At 59.9% G+C, this 15063-nt stretch carries 15 protein-coding genes; 5 read left to right on the forward strand and 10 right to left on the reverse strand.

Annotated elements, in window-relative coordinates; all coding sequences use genetic code 11:
- The 6 genes from NTW95_12885 to NTW95_12910 all read right to left on the reverse strand — a co-directional run.
- A partial coding sequence (locus NTW95_12885; protein ID MCX6558305.1) for a four helix bundle protein occupies positions 1–224 on the reverse strand: 224 nt, incomplete at its 3' end.
- Between the two features lie 130 nt (positions 225–354).
- Positions 355–1128, reverse strand: coding sequence for a DUF1295 domain-containing protein (locus NTW95_12890; protein ID MCX6558306.1), 774 nt, complete (start codon positions 1126–1128; stop codon positions 355–357).
- Positions 1129–1154: 26 nt separating this feature from the next.
- A complete protein-coding gene (gene uvsE, locus NTW95_12895) occupies positions 1155–2042 on the reverse strand; it encodes a UV DNA damage repair endonuclease UvsE (GenBank protein MCX6558307.1) in 888 nt (295 codons plus the stop codon).
- A 1-nt stretch (position 2043) separates the two neighbouring features.
- Complete coding sequence (locus NTW95_12900) at positions 2044–2979, reverse strand: hypothetical protein (GenBank protein MCX6558308.1); 936 nt, start codon at positions 2977–2979, stop codon at positions 2044–2046.
- 1 nt (position 2980) lies between these two features.
- Positions 2981–3538 carry a dCTP deaminase gene (gene dcd / locus NTW95_12905; protein ID MCX6558309.1) on the reverse strand — a complete coding sequence of 186 codons (558 nt, stop codon included), beginning with the start codon at positions 3536–3538 and terminating at the stop codon, positions 2981–2983.
- Positions 3538–4422 (reverse strand): hypothetical protein, encoded by an 885-nt coding sequence (locus NTW95_12910; GenBank protein MCX6558310.1) that lies wholly within the window; start codon positions 4420–4422, stop codon positions 3538–3540. Before NTW95_12910 ends, dcd begins: the two co-directional genes overlap by 1 nt.
- 150 nt (positions 4423–4572) lie before the next feature.
- Between NTW95_12910 and NTW95_12915 the strand changes: the two genes are divergently transcribed.
- Positions 4573–4935: a hypothetical protein gene (locus NTW95_12915; GenBank protein MCX6558311.1), complete on the forward strand. Its 363-nt coding sequence runs from the start codon at positions 4573–4575 to the stop codon at positions 4933–4935.
- Entirely contained in the window at positions 4928–6517 is a 1590-nt protein-coding gene (locus NTW95_12920; GenBank protein ID MCX6558312.1) for an MFS transporter, read from the forward strand. The genes NTW95_12915 and NTW95_12920 overlap by 8 nt, the downstream gene beginning before the upstream one ends.
- A 6-nt stretch (positions 6518–6523) precedes the next feature.
- Here NTW95_12920 and NTW95_12925 read toward each other — a convergent pair whose 3' ends face one another.
- Entirely contained in the window at positions 6524–7441 is a 918-nt protein-coding gene (locus tag NTW95_12925; GenBank protein ID MCX6558313.1) for a cation diffusion facilitator family transporter, read from the reverse strand.
- 108 nt (positions 7442–7549) lie between these two features.
- Between NTW95_12925 and NTW95_12930 the strand changes: the two genes are divergently transcribed.
- Positions 7550–9766, forward strand: a complete 2217-nt coding sequence (locus NTW95_12930; GenBank protein MCX6558314.1) for a heavy metal translocating P-type ATPase — start codon at positions 7550–7552, stop codon at positions 9764–9766.
- 140 nt (positions 9767–9906) lie between these two features.
- Here the strand turns inward: NTW95_12930 and NTW95_12935 are convergent, their stop codons facing one another.
- Genes NTW95_12935 through NTW95_12945 form a run of 3 tightly spaced genes read right to left on the reverse strand, consistent with a single transcriptional unit; the run spans position 9907 to position 13782 of the window.
- On the reverse strand, positions 9907–11367 hold the full coding sequence (locus tag NTW95_12935; protein ID MCX6558315.1) for a C69 family dipeptidase: 1461 nt from the start codon (positions 11365–11367) through the stop codon (positions 9907–9909).
- Positions 11368–11408: 41 nt separating this feature from the next.
- Positions 11409–12566, reverse strand: coding sequence for a methyltransferase (locus tag NTW95_12940; GenBank protein MCX6558316.1), 1158 nt, complete (start codon positions 12564–12566; stop codon positions 11409–11411).
- A gap of 16 nt (positions 12567–12582) precedes the next feature.
- On the reverse strand, positions 12583–13782 hold the full coding sequence (locus tag NTW95_12945) for a hypothetical protein (protein ID MCX6558317.1): 1200 nt from the start codon (positions 13780–13782) through the stop codon (positions 12583–12585).
- A gap of 137 nt (positions 13783–13919) precedes the next feature.
- Here NTW95_12945 and NTW95_12950 point away from each other — a divergent pair, with 137 nt between their 5' ends.
- Complete coding sequence (locus NTW95_12950) at positions 13920–14465, forward strand: HDIG domain-containing protein (GenBank protein ID MCX6558318.1); 546 nt, start codon at positions 13920–13922, stop codon at positions 14463–14465.
- On the forward strand, positions 14465–15063 hold a 599-nt coding region (gene lptB / locus NTW95_12955; GenBank protein ID MCX6558319.1), incomplete at its 3' end, for an LPS export ABC transporter ATP-binding protein. The genes NTW95_12950 and lptB, both read left to right, overlap by 1 nt.

The raw sequence follows: 15063 nt of genomic DNA on the forward strand, positions 1-15063 counted from the left end.
TTCAGTTCCGTTTTCTTCGATGTGGCCGAAGCCATGCTTCCTTCGGCGATATTTTGCACGCCGCTGCGAGCCGCCTGCACCATCTGGTCATGGGTACGTGAACGCTTGTCGATGAAACGGCCGCAAAAAACAACCGTCAGGTCATACGCCAGCTGGGCGGTTTGAAAGCTGCGCAGCTTGCGGTCGCCGCCATGGGGAGGAATGAGGTTTGTGTCGCCATCCATTTGCGTTGCTCCATTCAAGAATATTGCCCCTGGCAAATTGCTTGAGGCTTAATTCATCCAATCGATATTGTCAATGTTGTATTTTGTGTTCTGGCCGCGGAAGGGGTTCCATAGCCGACGAACTTTTTTTTTACGGTTTCTTGGGGAACCAAGGGAAAAAGATCGGGGTCTTTTTCTTGTACTCCTCGAAATCGGGCCGGCCGCGGTACTTTTTTTCCAGCAGCGGCACGCCGGAGACGAACAGCAGCAGGAAGGTGATGAGCGCGGGCCCGACCAGCCCCAGCCAGCCCCGGGGGGCGGAAAGGGCGATGACGGCCATGCCCCACCACAGAGTGGCTTCTCCGAAGTAGTTGGGATGGCGGGTATAGCGCCACAAGCCGCCGGTCATGAGCTTGCCGCGGTTGGCCGGATTCTTGATGAAAGCGGCCAGCTGGCGGTCGCCGCTGGTTTCAAACGAAAAACCGGTCAGCCAGACCAGCATGCCCAGGCCGTCCAGCAGGTTTAATGGCGGCTGCTCCTGGCCGACGATCAGCAGCACCGGCGTGATGACCACCAGCAGTAAAAGACCCTGCAGCATGAATATCTGGCCGAAACTGCGCAGCAAGAAATATTTTCCCCAGCTTTTGCGCCAGGCGGCGTAACGGAAATCCTCTTCCTTGCCGCGGTTGCGTTGGAAAATGTGCAGGGCCAGACGGCCGCCCCAGGTCCAAAGCAGCGCCAGGGCCAGCCATTGCCGGGGCCGGCACTGGCCGTACAAGGCAAATACCGTTGTGCCGACAAGGATAAAGCCCAAGCCCCAGGCGATATCGACGATGCCGTTATTTTTCCTGGCCAGGGCGATGATGAAGACCAGGATCATGTAAATCAGGGCGATGACCGTTGCCGTAGCCAACAATTGGACCATCGTACCTCCTTTGCTTCCGGCCGATTTCAGATCCGTCCCATTTTAGCCAGGAAGCGGCGGGCGCGCAAGGCGCTCTTCTCCTTGTCTTTGATTTCCAGCATGATGTCAAAATCGGCGCGGCCGGCCGCACGCAGGAAGCGGGAAAAGCCCTTCAGACTGATGCTCTCGGCGTGGCTGCCGCGGCGTTCGCCCTTTTTCTGCGAGCTGTAGTCGACCATGGGCACGCCGTCGCTTTTTCTCCAGCTGGCCGCTGCCAGGGAAATGGCTGTTGCCAGCTCCTCGCCCTCGTTGTTCAACTGGTGGTGGAAGGAATCGAAAAGGACGGGGATGCCGGTGCGGCGGCTGATGTGCAGGCAGTTGTCGAGGCTGTACTGGCGGTCATCGTTCTCCACCACCAGGCGGCGGCGGACGCTTGGCTCGAGCCGTTCGAAACGGAGGCAGAAACGGTCTAGGCTCGCCGGCTTGTCATTGTAGACGCCGCCGCCATGGATTTGGATTTTCGCGGAGCGGTCGAGACCCAGCAGGTCGAGGACGCGGGCATGGTACTTGAGCTCGGCGGCGCTGCGCTTGAAAATATCTGGATCGGGCGAATTGATCAGGGTGAATTGATCGGGGTGCATGGAGATCCTCATCCCGCTTTTTTTGATGAAGGCCCCCAGCTCGGCAAATTCGGCGGCAAACACTGCCGGCCAGCGGACTCGGGAGACTGGGTGCGAGGCGAAGGGAACCAGGTCCGACGTGACGCGGAACAACAGCAGGACGTTGGCGCGGTTGAACTCCAGCCGCCGGCGCAGGCATAGCAGCTTCTCACGAACGGTCGCCAGCAGACGCTCGGGGGAGTAGGAGCCCAGGCGGAATGTGCGGCTGGAGGTGCAGCCGAGCGAACGGTTGAGGCAGGGGTAGCCGATTTTCATTTTATGTCTTCCCCGGGCGCGTGGCCGACTCATAAAGATAACGATTGACTGCCTTTTCCTCGGCCGGCAATCCGGGCAGGATCTGGCTCCAGGTGTATGCGTCTTCCATGCACAGGTAGAGCGGGATCTCCCCGGTCAGCCGTTTCTTTATCTCGTCCCGGATGAAGGCAAACAGCTCCAGGCGCAGCGGGGTGAAGTAGCGGTACTTGCCGTCCGCTCCCGGGATCAGTTCGCCCCAGAACAGCCGCGAAGCACGCTGCCTGAAAATGTGCTTTTTCAGTTCGGCTGGAAAACGCAGCGCCCCCATGCTCCACCAGGCGACGCGCTCGGGGCGGATGAACGCGGCCAAACGACGGATGAGCTCGCGGTACTGTTTCTTCCAGCCGGGGAAGAGGATGAGCGGATCGAAATGGACGCCGATGCGGTAGCCCTTTTCCTGGACAACGGCCATGGCCGCCAAGCGCTCCGCCAACCCCGGCGTGAGTCGCTCTTCGGCGCGGATGAGCTCGGGCGGGTTCAAAGACCAGGAAACGACGATGTTGGCCGGGATCTCCTTGACCGCCAGCAGCGACCGCACCTGGGTCGCTTTGGTCTTGAATTCAAATAGCGCCCGCGGGAATCTGCGGAAAAGCTCCAGGACGCGAACGGCGCTCGGGCGGACATACTCGTAAGCCAGCGAATCGCTCAATTCGCCGCTGCCGATGCGGACCTTCTCGTTGGCGGCAAGGAATTTTTCCAACTCGGCTTCCATGTCGGCCCAGTTGCTGTAGAAAATCCCCTGGTCCTTGTCCTCCAGGTAGGCTTGCAGGATGCAGTAGCTGCAGGCGAACGGGCAGCCGCTGTGCAGGTTGAGGTTGAAGTAGCCGCAGGGGACCGAACCGGGGGAACAGGGGCAATGCTTGACGAACGCGCCTTTTTGCAGCGCCTCCTTCAACACGTCATTCCTTCTGGATCCTGGCCACCGTGATCTCGTCCTGGCCGTCGTACTTGCCCTTGAGATCCTTGTAGGACTGCACCGGGAGCTCGGAGCTCTCGATGAAGACGACCTGGGCGATGCCCTGGCCCGGGTGCAAGGCGGCCGGCCAGGCGCCGCAATTGGCGATGGAGATGGTCAGATATCCCGACCATTCGGGCTCCAGGGGGGTGACGTTGACCAGGACCCCGCAGCGGGCGTAGGTCGACTTGCCGAAGACCAGCCCGAGGATCTTTTTCGGCATGCGGAAATATTCCACGCTCCGGCCCAGGATGAAATGGCCGGCCGGGATGACGATGCGCTCCTCGCTGACGGTTTCGAAGTTGGCGTCGCTGATCTGGTGCGGATCCATGAGCGCCGGCGGGCCGGCCGGGCGGCGGTAGGTCCGGTCCAGGCGCAGGTCGTAGCCGTAGGGCCCGAGCCCGTAGGAGATGACGCCGGCGCGGACCGAGGTGGCCACGAACGGCTCGATGAGCCGGCAGCGCTCGGCTTGTTCCCGGATCCAGCGCGACGATTTGAGCATCAGATGAGGGAATACTTGGATATCTTGTTGCTGATCAGGTAGTAGAGCTTGCTCAGGTACTTGATGTCGTTGATCAGGTCCTTGGAGAACTTGAACAGGTACTTGACGTAGTTGGTCTCTTCGCCCAGGCGCAGCTTGCCTTCGAATTCCAGGGTGAAATCCTTCAACTCGACCATCAGGTTCTGGATGAGCAGCAGGTTGTCGATGCACTCGACCAGGGCGACGGTGGGCGTATTCTTCAGATCGTTCTTGGGGAGCAATTTGATGCGCTCCAAGGCTTCGGAGTGGACTTCCTTGGCCAGGTAGTCGATCTCGTCCAGGTAGGGTTTCTTGTATTGGTCGTAGTAGCGCAGCTTGTGCAGCGCCCTTTCCTGGATCTTGCTGTTCTGTTCCAGGATGGAATGGAAATACTCGTTCAGGCCTAGGTAGTCCTTTTCGAATTTCTTCAGGTCGACGAAGATGCGGCCGAGATAGATCTTGTCGTTGTAGGCGCTTTGCAACTCTTCCTGGTAATGAGAGTAGAGCTTGACTTCGAACTTGTTGTGGTCGCGGTACATCAGGCGGCCGATGATGATGTCCTGCTCGTTGGACAGGTAGTTGGCGTTCTCCTCGATCACGGCGCTGTAGACGAAGAGCGAGTTGACGATAAAATCCTTCAGGCTGTCCAGGAATTCCTCGTTCTGGGCCAGGAAGCCTTCCAATTCCGCAAAGGACTCGCCGCGCAGCAGGGTATAAAAAGGGGAGAACAGCATATTGCTTCCCTTGAGAAACAGCTCCAGGTGGAAGTTTTCCCTGATGCGCTTGAACAGGTTGCTGTGGTGGATGTCCGGGAAATTATCCAGGCGCCGGCCGTTGAATTTTTTTAAGACATTCAATATTTCCACTGGTTCCTCCAGAAAAATTATAGGTGAAGCCCGCAGAAAAGTAAAGGCAAAAAAAAAAGGCAAAAATAAAAAATTTCAACCGGCGCGGGGGCGGAGGTGTGAGACGATGATTGACAACGGCAGGACGATTCGATTATCATCGATGCGCAGATGAAGAAAAACCTGGAGAAGCTCTTTCCCCTGGCCTTGGCCCTTTTTTCCTTCGCCTTCTACCTGGCGCTCTTCCGACCGCCGCTGCATTCGCTGGGCATGAGCGCGGCCGGGTTGACCTTCTTCACCGCCTTGGCTTGGAGCGCCCTGATATTCCTCAGCCGCGAGCGCCGGCACTGGCTCAGGTTTTTTTACGCGCTGCTGGCCGTCCTGCTTTCCATTGCCCTGGTCGAACTCATCCGCTTCTCCCCGGCCGAGCGGAACGCGCAGCGCCTGCTTTACGGTTTCAACCTGTTGGGGATCGCCATTATCGAAACCTATTTTCATATTATTCGTCCGGAGAGGAAACAACGACATGACTGAAAAACAGACCTCCGGCCTGGCGGCGGCCGTAAAAAACTCGCTGCACGAACTGCGCACGACCTTCGCGGCTTTCTTCAAGGCGCCGCGGGCGCTCTGGGGGGTCAACATCCCCTACGTCTTCGAAGGGCTGGTCTATTTCGGCATCCTGACCATCCTGGGCAAATTCTGCTCTGAGAACATCGCTTTGAACGATATCCATTCGGGCTGGGTGTATGGCGGCGTCACCGGCGGCATCACGTTTGCCATGCTGCTCTTCGGCGGCGTCTCCGACAAGATCGGCGTGCGCGTTTCCCTGGCCCTTTCGCTGGCAATGATGATGCTCGGCCGCATCCTGGTCGCCCTCTCCGGCACCCTTTCCCTGGGCCACGGCATGGGCTCGCCCATGTTTTTTCTCATGGCCGGCGGCCTACTGCTGGCAGTTGCCGCCTACGGCCTTTACATGCCGGCGGCCTACGCCGGGGTGAAAAGGTATACCAACCCCCAGACCGCCGCCGTCGCCTACGCCGTGATCTACGGCCTGATGAACCTGGGGGCTTTTTTTTCTGGATTCGTTTCGGCCAACACCCGGCACGCCTTCGCCTTGAAGTTCCCGCCCAACGGCTTGGCCGCGGTCTTCTGGATCTATGCCGCGATCACCCTCGGCGGTTCGCTACTGACCCTGCTGATCATCAGCCGCAAAGTCGACCGCCAGGCGGTCGAGCAGGTGGCGCGCGAAACCCGGGAGATGAACACCGCCGAGCAGAACCAGGCCGCCGACGCCAAGGCCGCGGCGGCCGAAAAAAAGGTCGAAGCGCATGTCCCCATGCTCGCCTTCTATGCCTGGCTGACCCTCGCCCTGGCCGCGCTGGCCCTGCTCATCCTGTCCGGCCTGGGAAAAATCAGCTTGCCCGGAACCGTGCCGCTGCTCCTTTTGGTTTTGGCCGTCCTGGGCGCCGGCTGGGAATTTTTGCGCCTACGGCCGGAGCACCCGTTCCGCGACCTCCGTTTCGTGTTTTTCATCTTCATCCTCATCCCGGTGCAGACCCTGTTCGCCCATAACTGGTTGACCATTCCCTACTACCTGGACCGCGCCTTTGCCGGGACGTCGGTCAGCCGCTTTTTCGAGGTTTTTTCCAACCTCAACCCCATCCTGATCTTCGTCCTGTCGCCCCTGATCGCCGCCCTGACGGCGCGCAGCAATATCTACAAGATGATGATCGCCGGGACGTTCGTCATGGCCCTGCCCACTTTTCTGCTGGCCGTCGGTCCCAACGTCTACCTGTTTCTCCTCTACATCCTGCTGATGTCGGTGGGCGAGGCCATGTGGCAGCCCCGCTTCCTGCAGTGGGTAGCCGAGATCGCTCCGGAGGGCAAGACGGGCTTGTACATGGGCATCGGCCAATTCCCGTGGTTTTTAACCAAGATGATCACGTCGCTGTATTCCGGGTACGTGATCGCCCATTTCTGCCCCAAGCCCGGGCTGGGCCTGCCCTTGCGTTCCGGCTCCATGTGGCTGATGTACGCATTCATCGCCATGGCGTCCCCCATCGCCCTGGTGTTGGCCCGCAAATGGATGGCCAAGGGCATGACCCGGCAGGGATAGCGGCGGCTAGCGCCTGCGGAACATATCCGGTTCGATGAATATCTTGTTCACTTCGGGGAATTGACTGCGGATGTCTTTTTCCAGGCCGTTGATCACAACGCAGATCTGCTCGGTGTTCAGGTGCTCGTCGAATTCGGCCTTGACCGCCAGCAGGATGTCCTCGGCCCCCAGGTGCAGGGAGCGGATGTGGATGACCCTTTGGATGCTGTCTTCCTTGAGCAGCAGCAGCCGGATCTTCCTGAGCATTTCCGGATCGGCGCCCTCGCCGATGAGTAGTGACCGGGTCTCGTTGCCGATGAACATCGCGGTGCAGGCCAGCAGTACGCCGATCAGGATCGAGGCCAGGCCGTCGAAAAACAAAATCCCGGTGAAATGTTCGAGCAGCAGCGCGGCCAGGGCGATGGTCAGCCCGACCAGCGCCGCGGTGTCCTCCATGAACACCACGATCAGTTCCGCTTTTTTCGACTTGCGCAGGTAGGCGATGATCCCGGTCCGGCCCCGTTCCACGTTGATCTTCTTGAAGGCCACGCGCAGGGAGAGCGCTTCGGCAACCATGGCGATGCCCAGGACCAGGAAGGCGTAGAGAATGTGGTCGACCGGGGCCGGGTGGCGCAGCTTGCGCACCCCCTCGTAAATGGAAAAAAAGGCGCCGCTGGTGAACAGGATGATGGCCACGATGAAGGACCAGAAATAGGCTTCGCCGGAAAAGCCGAAAGGATGAAGCTCGTCGGCTTTTTTGGCCGCCTTCTTGATGCCGATAAAGAGGAGTATCTGGTTGAGGGTGTCGGCGCTGGAGTGGACGGCTTCGGCCAGGATGGCCGAGGAAGCGGTGACCCAGGCCACCAGGAACTTGACCGCGGCGATGAATATGTTGGCGCTGAAGGCGGCGAAAACGACCGATTCCGAGTTTTTGGCTGGTTTCATGAGCTGTTATTTTAAGCCGGATCGCCCGGCCTGTCAAATAGAATTTTTGGGCGGTTTCCATGCTGAAAAAAAAGCCATTTGCATATATAATCGTGAAAAAGGTGAAACATGACAGGAAACACGAATCGGCTCAAGGCGGAGATCCGGGTCGGCGGCATGACCTGCGCCATGTGCGCGGGGGCGATCGAGAAGGCCTTGCGGCAGCTGCCCGGGGTCGGGTCGGCGACGGTCAACCTGGGCAGCGAGCAGGCCTATGTGGAATATGACGGGGCCAAGACCGGCCTGGACCCGATGCGCCAAGCCATAGAAGCCCTGGGTTACCGCTATCTGGGCGTCGAGGATGATGCGGGCGAAAAAGAGAAGAAACTCCTGGAGAAGGAAATGCGCACCCGGCGCCGCCGCATCGCCGCCGGCTTTGTCACCGGCTTGCCCCTGATGGCCGTGATGTTCCTGCCCGTTCATTTCACTTTTTGCTGGCGCCTGGCCATGCTCATTTTCTCCCTGCCCGGGATTGTTTTTCTCGCTTTCCCGATCTTTCGCGCCGGCGGCATGGCATTGAGGAACCGGAACCTGAACATGGACGTGATGTACAGCATGGGCATCGGCGTGGCGCTGGTTTCCAGCCTGCTGGCCACGTTCATCGGCCGCTTCCACGCTTTTATGTTTTACGACACCGTGATATTGCTGGCTACGTTCCTCAATTTGGGCAAATACCTTGAGGTTCGCGCCAAGGGCAAGACCTCCGAAGCCATAAAAAAACTGCTCGACCTGCGGCCGCAGTCGGCCACGGTGATCCGCGCCGGCGTTGAAATCGAAATCGCGGCCGATGAGGTCCTGGTCGACGACCTTGTCCTGGTCCGGCCGGGCGAAAAGATCCCGGTCGATGGTCAGGTGCTGGACGGCAGCAGCTATGTCGACGAGGCGATGATCAGCGGCGAACCGCTGCCGATACTGAAGCGGCAGGGGGATGCCGTGATCGGCGGCACCATCAACAAGAATGGCGTCTTACGCTTCCGGGCCACCAAGGTCGGCAAGGAAACGATGCTGGCCCAGATCATCCAGCTGGTCAAGACGGCGCAGGGGTCCAAGCCGCCGCTGCAGCGCGTCGCCGACCGGGTGGTGGCGGTCTTCGTGCCGGTCATCCTGGCTGTCGCCGCCCTGGCTTTTATCGGCTGGTACGTCATCGTAGGTCAGACGTTCCTGTTCGCCCTCACCACCCTGATCTCGGTCCTGGTCATCGCCTGCCCGTGCGCCCTGGGGCTGGCGACGCCCACGGCGGTCATCGTCGGCATCGGCCGCGGCGCCGAGCTGGGCATCCTGATCAAGCGCGGCGAGGCGCTGGAGGCGGCCGGGAAACTGACCGCCGTGGTATTCGACAAGACCGGCACCCTGACCGCGGGCAAGCCGCGGCTGACCGCCATTGTCCCCCTGGGCGTCTCCGAGAGCGCTCTGCTGCAAATGGCAGCCGCCGTGGAACGGAACTCGCAGCACCCCCTGGGCGAAGCCATCGTGCGCGCCGCCCGGGAGCGGCAGCTGCCGGTGGCGGAAGTGTCGGACTTCGATACGCTGGAAGGGCTGGGCGTGCGGGCGCGGCTGGACGGCCGGGAGATCGTCGCCGGCAGTTTCTCCTATTTTCAGCAGTTGGGGATCAACGGCTTGGCGTCCGCCGAGAAGCGGATTCACGAGCTGGCCGAGCAGGGACAATCGGTGGTCTTGCTGGCCGCGGGCGGACAATTGGCCGGCATCCTGGCCGTGGCCGACGTGCTGAAGGATTCGGCGGCCCCGGCCGTCGCGGCTTTCAAAGGCATGGGCTTTTCCGTGACCATGATCACTGGCGACAACCCGCGCACGGCCGCGGTCATCGGCCGCCAGCTCCAGATCGACAAGGTCATCGCCCAAGTCCTGCCCGGGGACAAGGCGCGCGAGGTGCAGAACCTGCAGCAAGGAGGTGACATTGTGGCTTTTGTCGGCGACGGCATCAACGACGCGCCGGCCCTGGCCCAGGCCGATATCGGCATCGCCGTCGGCGGCGGCACCGACGTGGCCATTGAAAGCGGCGATATTGTCCTGGTCAAAGATGACTTGCGCGACGCCGTCGCCGCCGTGCAGCTCAGCCGCAAGGTCATGCGCCGCATCCGCCAGAACCTTTTCTGGGCTTTCGCCTACAACACCGCCCTGATCCCGCTGGCCGCCGGCCTGTTTTTTCCCTGGCTGCGCATCCTGCTGCCGCCGGAAGTGGCCGGGCTGGCCATGGCCATGAGTTCGGTCACGGTGGTGAGCCTTTCGCTGCTTTTAAAAAAATACCTGCCCCCGGTCAAGCGGTAGCCAGAACCCCCAGCGGTTTCAGGGGCCAGGGTATAGGGTTTAGGGTACAGAGAAGAAATCGAAGATGAAATCGACATTTTTGCTTCCTTCCCGGATATGGTTCAGTGTTTTTACCCTGAACCCTAGACCCTGTACCCTTGTTAGCGGAATTCCCTGAGCAACTCCAGGGCCAGGAACCACCTGCGGTATTCCAGGCTGTGGAAATAGTTGGCGATGATTTTCTGCGCCACCGCTTTGTTGGTCTTCAGCAGGTAGACGAATTCCTTTTCGTGGTCCTTCAGGTCGCGGAACAGGAAATCCTCATGGTTGCGCCATAGCTTCTGGGTTTTTTCGATCCGGACTTTGTATTGCTTGTCGATCATTTCCGAGAGCCTGGCATAGGTGTTGAACGCCAAGCCGGAATCTTCCAGCGCCTGCGCCGGCAGCGGCGAAAAATGGTTCTTCCAGGCGTCGGCGGCATTGCTCAGGCCATAGCCGTCGGGATACTGACCGGCGGCCACGTACCAGGGGGAAAAGGCGTTGCTGTCCGGCCGGCGCAGGCAGAGCCACACGATATGGGCGATCTCGGCCGGCAGCCAGTCGCGCAATTGGGCGACGAAGGCGTACTGGGTCGACTCGGTGCAGATGGTACGGTTGCGGCCGGAATTGGGCGAACCGTTCTTGTAGTGGTCGCTCAGGTCGTAATCGGTCCCTTCATAATGGTCGCGCAGGACCCGGAACAGGTCGTTGAGGCGGATAGCGCGCTTGGGCTTGAAGGAGAACGGCAGGCGTTCTTCCAATTTGCGGGACTTGGCGGCCAGCAGGTTGATGCCCTGCCATTGGCGCAGGGTGTTTCTCATGTCGGCCAGGTTGGCGGGATTCGAATAGGCGCGGGCAAAATCGAACTCGCCGTCCTTTTCCGGATTGTACCAGCCGCGCTGCACGGCGTAGTCGATAAGATCGGGCGAGCCCTGGAAATTATTTTGGTCGCCCAGGTCGACCGGACCGATGGTATAGCAGTTGGCGATGACGGCCGCTTCGTTGTCGGGAACGCGCTGGGCGACCCAGTGCTTGCCCATGACGATTTGCAGCAACCAGCTCTCCCCGGCATCGGCGATGATATAGGTGCGACCCGATGATTTGTAGCCGAACTGGGAGACCAGTTCCCCGGCGATACGCACCCCTTCGCGGGCGGTCTGCGCCCTTTCGGCGACCAGGCGCCGCAGCATGTAGCCGATGCCGCCCTTGACCAGCTCCGGCTTGTCCTCGCGCGACGGGCACGAATCGGAGGCCACGGCAACGCCGTATTCGTTGACGAAGGCGTCGGCGACCTCACTTTCGGGAATTTCCAGCCAGAGCATGCCGGCCGTGTTTTTCACCTGGGGGAGGGTGAGGCCGTTGGCGAGAACGACCGAGTCGCCCTTGCCGTGTTCCTGGGCAGCCACCTTGTAGACATTGACCAGCAACCGGCCGTAGTCGTCCTCGTTGTGGGCCAGCAGCACCGAACCGTCGGCGCTGACTTCTTTCCCGACCACGATGGTGAAACAGCCGAAATGATCGTCGCCAGCGGGCAGCCAGGCAGCAGCGAAAATGAATATGATTAAAATTGCGATTTTTCTCATGGGATAGTAATAGCATAAGTTCGGCGAATTGACAAAAACAATTACGACAGGTCGATTTTTTTTAAGACCGAGAAAATCTCGAAGTGATCGGTCTGGGGAAAATTGTCGATGAGGCGCAGATTGCGCAGCTCGTAGCCATATTTGAAAAACAGGCGCAAATCGCGGGCGAAGGTGGCCGAATCGCACGAAAAGTAAATGACCGTCTTTGTTCCGGCCCGGGCGATGCGGGAGATGAGCGCTGGGGATAGTCCGCCCCGCGGCGGGTCGAGAACGGCCAGGTCCAGGGGAGGCAGCTCGGCCTTCAGGGCGTCGGCGGCGCGGACCTCGACGTTGCCGATGCGGTTGGACTCCAGGTTGGCGCGCAGGGCGGCCAGGTTGTCCGGGTCGCTTTCCAGGGCCAGTACCCGCGGGAAGTACCGGGCCAGCAGCAGGGTGAAAAAGCCGCCGCCGCAAAAGAGGTCGGCGGCGGTGCCGGCATTGGTTCGCCCGGCCAGTTCCCCGTCCAGCAATCCCAGCATCGGCGTCATCTGGAACAGGTTGGCCTGGATAAAATGCTCGGGACCGCAGCGATAGCCGAAGCGGGGAAAAACGAACGAAAGCGAACGATTGGCCGTCAGCCAGACGGGCGCGCCGGCCTCTTTTTCAAACCGGGCCGCCAATTCGCTGCCGTTGCTCAGTATCTGCAGCACGCCGGTGCTCGCGGCCGGCAGGGTCGGCGGCGCCAGCGTGAAGCGTTCCGTTGCTTCGCCCAGCAAAAGGCACTCGGCGATGGCCACGAGCTGGTGCGATTTTTTCCTGAAAAAGCCGATGGCCGAGTCGCGCACCTGGAGTTCGATCTTGCTGCGGTAGCGGAAAGGGGGCGATGGCAAGACAGGGACTGGTTCCCCGGGCATGAAGGCGGCGATCTTTTTGAGGTTAACGCCCAGGATCTCCTTTTTGCAGCGCAGCTGTTCGTCGTAGGCCATGTGCTGCAGGTTGCAGCCGCCGCATTCCCGGTAATGGCGGCAGGGCGCCGGCCGCCGCTGCGGCGAAGGCTCGAGCACGCGCTGCAGCCTGCCGTGCCAGATTCCCTTTTGCCCGCCTTCGATGGAGAATTCCACCGTTTCGCCGGCGATGACATCGGGCACGAACACCGTCCGGTCTTCCAGACGGATGATCCCGGCGCCGCCCTTGGCCACGGCGTGCACGGTGCCGATCATGAATGTCCGCTTTGTTCTACTTGATGGCGATGGCGATCTTTTCGCTCTTGAATCTCTTGACGTCCAGGATGGTGATGGTCGCGTTCTGCGCGGTTTCGTCGAATTCGACCTTGAAGTCGGCGTCGGCGACGAAGTAGCTGGGATAGATGGTGATGTCCTTGATGCTGTTGATGCCGAAATCGGCGGCGCTGACCGTGATGACCGGCTCGGTGCGCAGGTCGAGCGAGCGGTCGAACATGGCGAAATCGACCTTCTGCAGTTTGGTGGAGCGCAGGAAGCCGCCCTTGATGATGCCCTTCTGCGTCAGGTTCCGGTGCAGGTCCATGGCGTAGTAAACCGAGTTGAGCGCCGTCTGCATCTCCTGGTTCTGCTGGTTGAGGTCGCTCATCCGGGTCAGCATGTTCTGTTTTTCCTGGTTGAGCAGGTCCAGCTGGGAGATCAGCTCGTTGCGCCGGGCCTCCATCTCGGTAATGTCGCTCTGCAGTTGATCCTTCTCGGCGATGGCCTTGTCCTTGGCGTCGACCAGCTCCTTCTTGATCTTGCGCTGGATCTGGTTGGGGGAGATGGGAGCGCTGCCCTGGGTGATGAAGGTGCCGTATTCGTCCTCGCTGTAAAAATTCCAGACTTTGAAGCCGGGGATGATCGGTTCGAACAGGGCCGTCCTTTCCACCAGTTGCATGGCCCTGGTTTTTTTGACCCCCTTCTCGTTGAGCAGGAAATTCATGGCGATCTGGTAGTGATTTTCGCCCTTTTCCACCACGTGCGGTTTGGGTAGCATGGCCTCCAGCTCTTGCAACCGGGCGGTCAGGCTCTGAATGTCGTTGTTCTTCTCCAGGATGTCCTGCAGCAGCGACTTGATGGAAACATCCTTCTCGCTCTTGATCTTGTCTTCCAGGACCTTTTTCTGTTCCGGGGAAAGGTTCATGATGTTGATTTCGGGCAGGTCCTCCCCGGTTTTTTTCTTGTATTCGCCCAAAACGGTGAATACTTCGTTCTGCTTCTCCTGGATGCCGGTCTCGAGCTTCTGAATCTGCTGCACCGTCTCCTGCATCTGCTTCATCTTCGGCGAAACCGGCGGGCCGGACGGCCCCTTGAAGGCGAAATAGGCCAACACCAGGATCACCAGCGCCAGCGCGCCGATGACATAATAGAATTTCTTGGATTTCTTTTCAGGCGGGATCTCCGTGAACGGAGCCTTCACTTGTTCTTGGGCCATAATTTCCTCCTTGGCTTTTACCCCTTTTGCATGATTGTCACCATTATTTTAGCACAGGCAATGAGAAGAAACAAATCGCCGCATCGTCTTGCATATTCGGGGCGGCCGGCTTATAATCGGGACTGAAGGAGCTCCCGATGACGCGCGATCAAGCCATTGAACTGCTGCAGCAGCATTTGCAGAACCGCAACCTGGTCAAGCACTGCCTGGCCGTCGAGGCCTGCATGAAGGAATTCGCCGTCCGTTTCGCGCAGGACCCGGAGCCGTGGGCCATGGCCGGGCTGCTGCACGACCTGGATTACGCCTACACGGTGGACACCCCGGAAAAGCATACCGAAAAAACGGCCGACATGCTGGCCGGATTTTCCCTGGCCGACGACATCATCCACGCCATCAAGGCCCACAACCTGCGGGTGGAGCCGAGCTCGAAAATGGACATCGCGCTGCTGACCATCGACCCGGCCAGCGGCTTCATCATCGCCTGCGCCCTGATGCACCCCGATAAAAAGCTGGCCGGCCTCGACCTCGCGTTCCTGAAGAAGCGCTTCAAGGAAAAATCGTTCGCCAAGGGCGCCTCGCGCGAACAGATGGCGGGCTGCGCCAAACTCGGCCTCTCCCTCGACGAGTTCCTGCAGCTCTGCCTCTCGGCCATGCAGAATATCGCCCTTGAACTCGGACTGTGATGGACACGCTCCAGACCAAGGGACTGACCAAGGTCTACCACCGGGTCAAGGTGGTCGACAACATCAACCTGGAATTCAAGGCCGGCCAGATATCGGCCCTGCTGGGGCGAAACGGCGCCGGCAAGACGACGACGTTCCTGATGATGGCCGGCATCGTCCAGCCCGATAACGGCCAGGTGTTTTTCAACGGCGAGAACATCAACGCCATGCCCTCCTACGAGCGATCGCAGAAAGGGCTGATCTACTTGCCCCAGCAGCATTCGGTTTTCCTGAAGGCCACCGTTTTTAACAATTTGTACATGGTTTTGGAAATATACCTTCCCGAGGCGGAAGCCCGGCAGAAGACCCTGGCCCTGCTGCAGGATTTCGGCCTGCTGGCGGTCCGGGAATCGAAGGCCCACCAGCTGTCGGGCGGCGAGAAGCGGCGGCTGGAGATCGCCCGTTCGATGATCATGGCCCCGCGCTTTCTTTTCCTGGACGAACCCTTCACCGGCATCGACCCGATCACTATTATGGATCTCCAGAAGACCATCCTGCAATTGAAGAACCGGGGCATCGGCGTCATCATCACCGACCACAACGTCAAGGACACGTTCTT

It is taken from the genome of Candidatus Aminicenantes bacterium, assembly GCA_026393795.1.
Classification (GTDB): Bacteria; Acidobacteriota; Aminicenantia; order UBA2199; family UBA2199; genus UBA2199.

Coding starts and splice junctions, on each gene's coding strand:
- uvsE (MCX6558307.1), bottom strand. CDS start 2,042: ATGAAAATCGGCTACCCCTGCCTCAACCGTTCGCTCGGCTGCACCTCC.
- NTW95_12915 (MCX6558311.1), top strand. CDS start 4,573: ATGAAGAAAAACCTGGAGAAGCTCTTTCCCCTGGCCTTGGCCCTTTTT.
- NTW95_12890 (MCX6558306.1), bottom strand. CDS start 1,128: ATGGTCCAATTGTTGGCTACGGCAACGGTCATCGCCCTGATTTACATG.
- NTW95_12935 (MCX6558315.1), bottom strand. CDS start 11,367: ATGAGAAAAATCGCAATTTTAATCATATTCATTTTCGCTGCTGCCTGG.
- dcd (MCX6558309.1), bottom strand. CDS start 3,538: ATGCTCAAATCGTCGCGCTGGATCCGGGAACAAGCCGAGCGCTGCCGG.
- NTW95_12940 (MCX6558316.1), bottom strand. CDS start 12,566: ATGATCGGCACCGTGCACGCCGTGGCCAAGGGCGGCGCCGGGATCATC.
- NTW95_12925 (MCX6558313.1), bottom strand. CDS start 7,441: ATGAAACCAGCCAAAAACTCGGAATCGGTCGTTTTCGCCGCCTTCAGC.
- NTW95_12945 (MCX6558317.1), bottom strand. CDS start 13,782: ATGGCCCAAGAACAAGTGAAGGCTCCGTTCACGGAGATCCCGCCTGAA.
- NTW95_12930 (MCX6558314.1), top strand. CDS start 7,550: ATGACAGGAAACACGAATCGGCTCAAGGCGGAGATCCGGGTCGGCGGC.
- NTW95_12920 (MCX6558312.1), top strand. CDS start 4,928: ATGACTGAAAAACAGACCTCCGGCCTGGCGGCGGCCGTAAAAAACTCG.
- NTW95_12950 (MCX6558318.1), top strand. CDS start 13,920: ATGACGCGCGATCAAGCCATTGAACTGCTGCAGCAGCATTTGCAGAAC.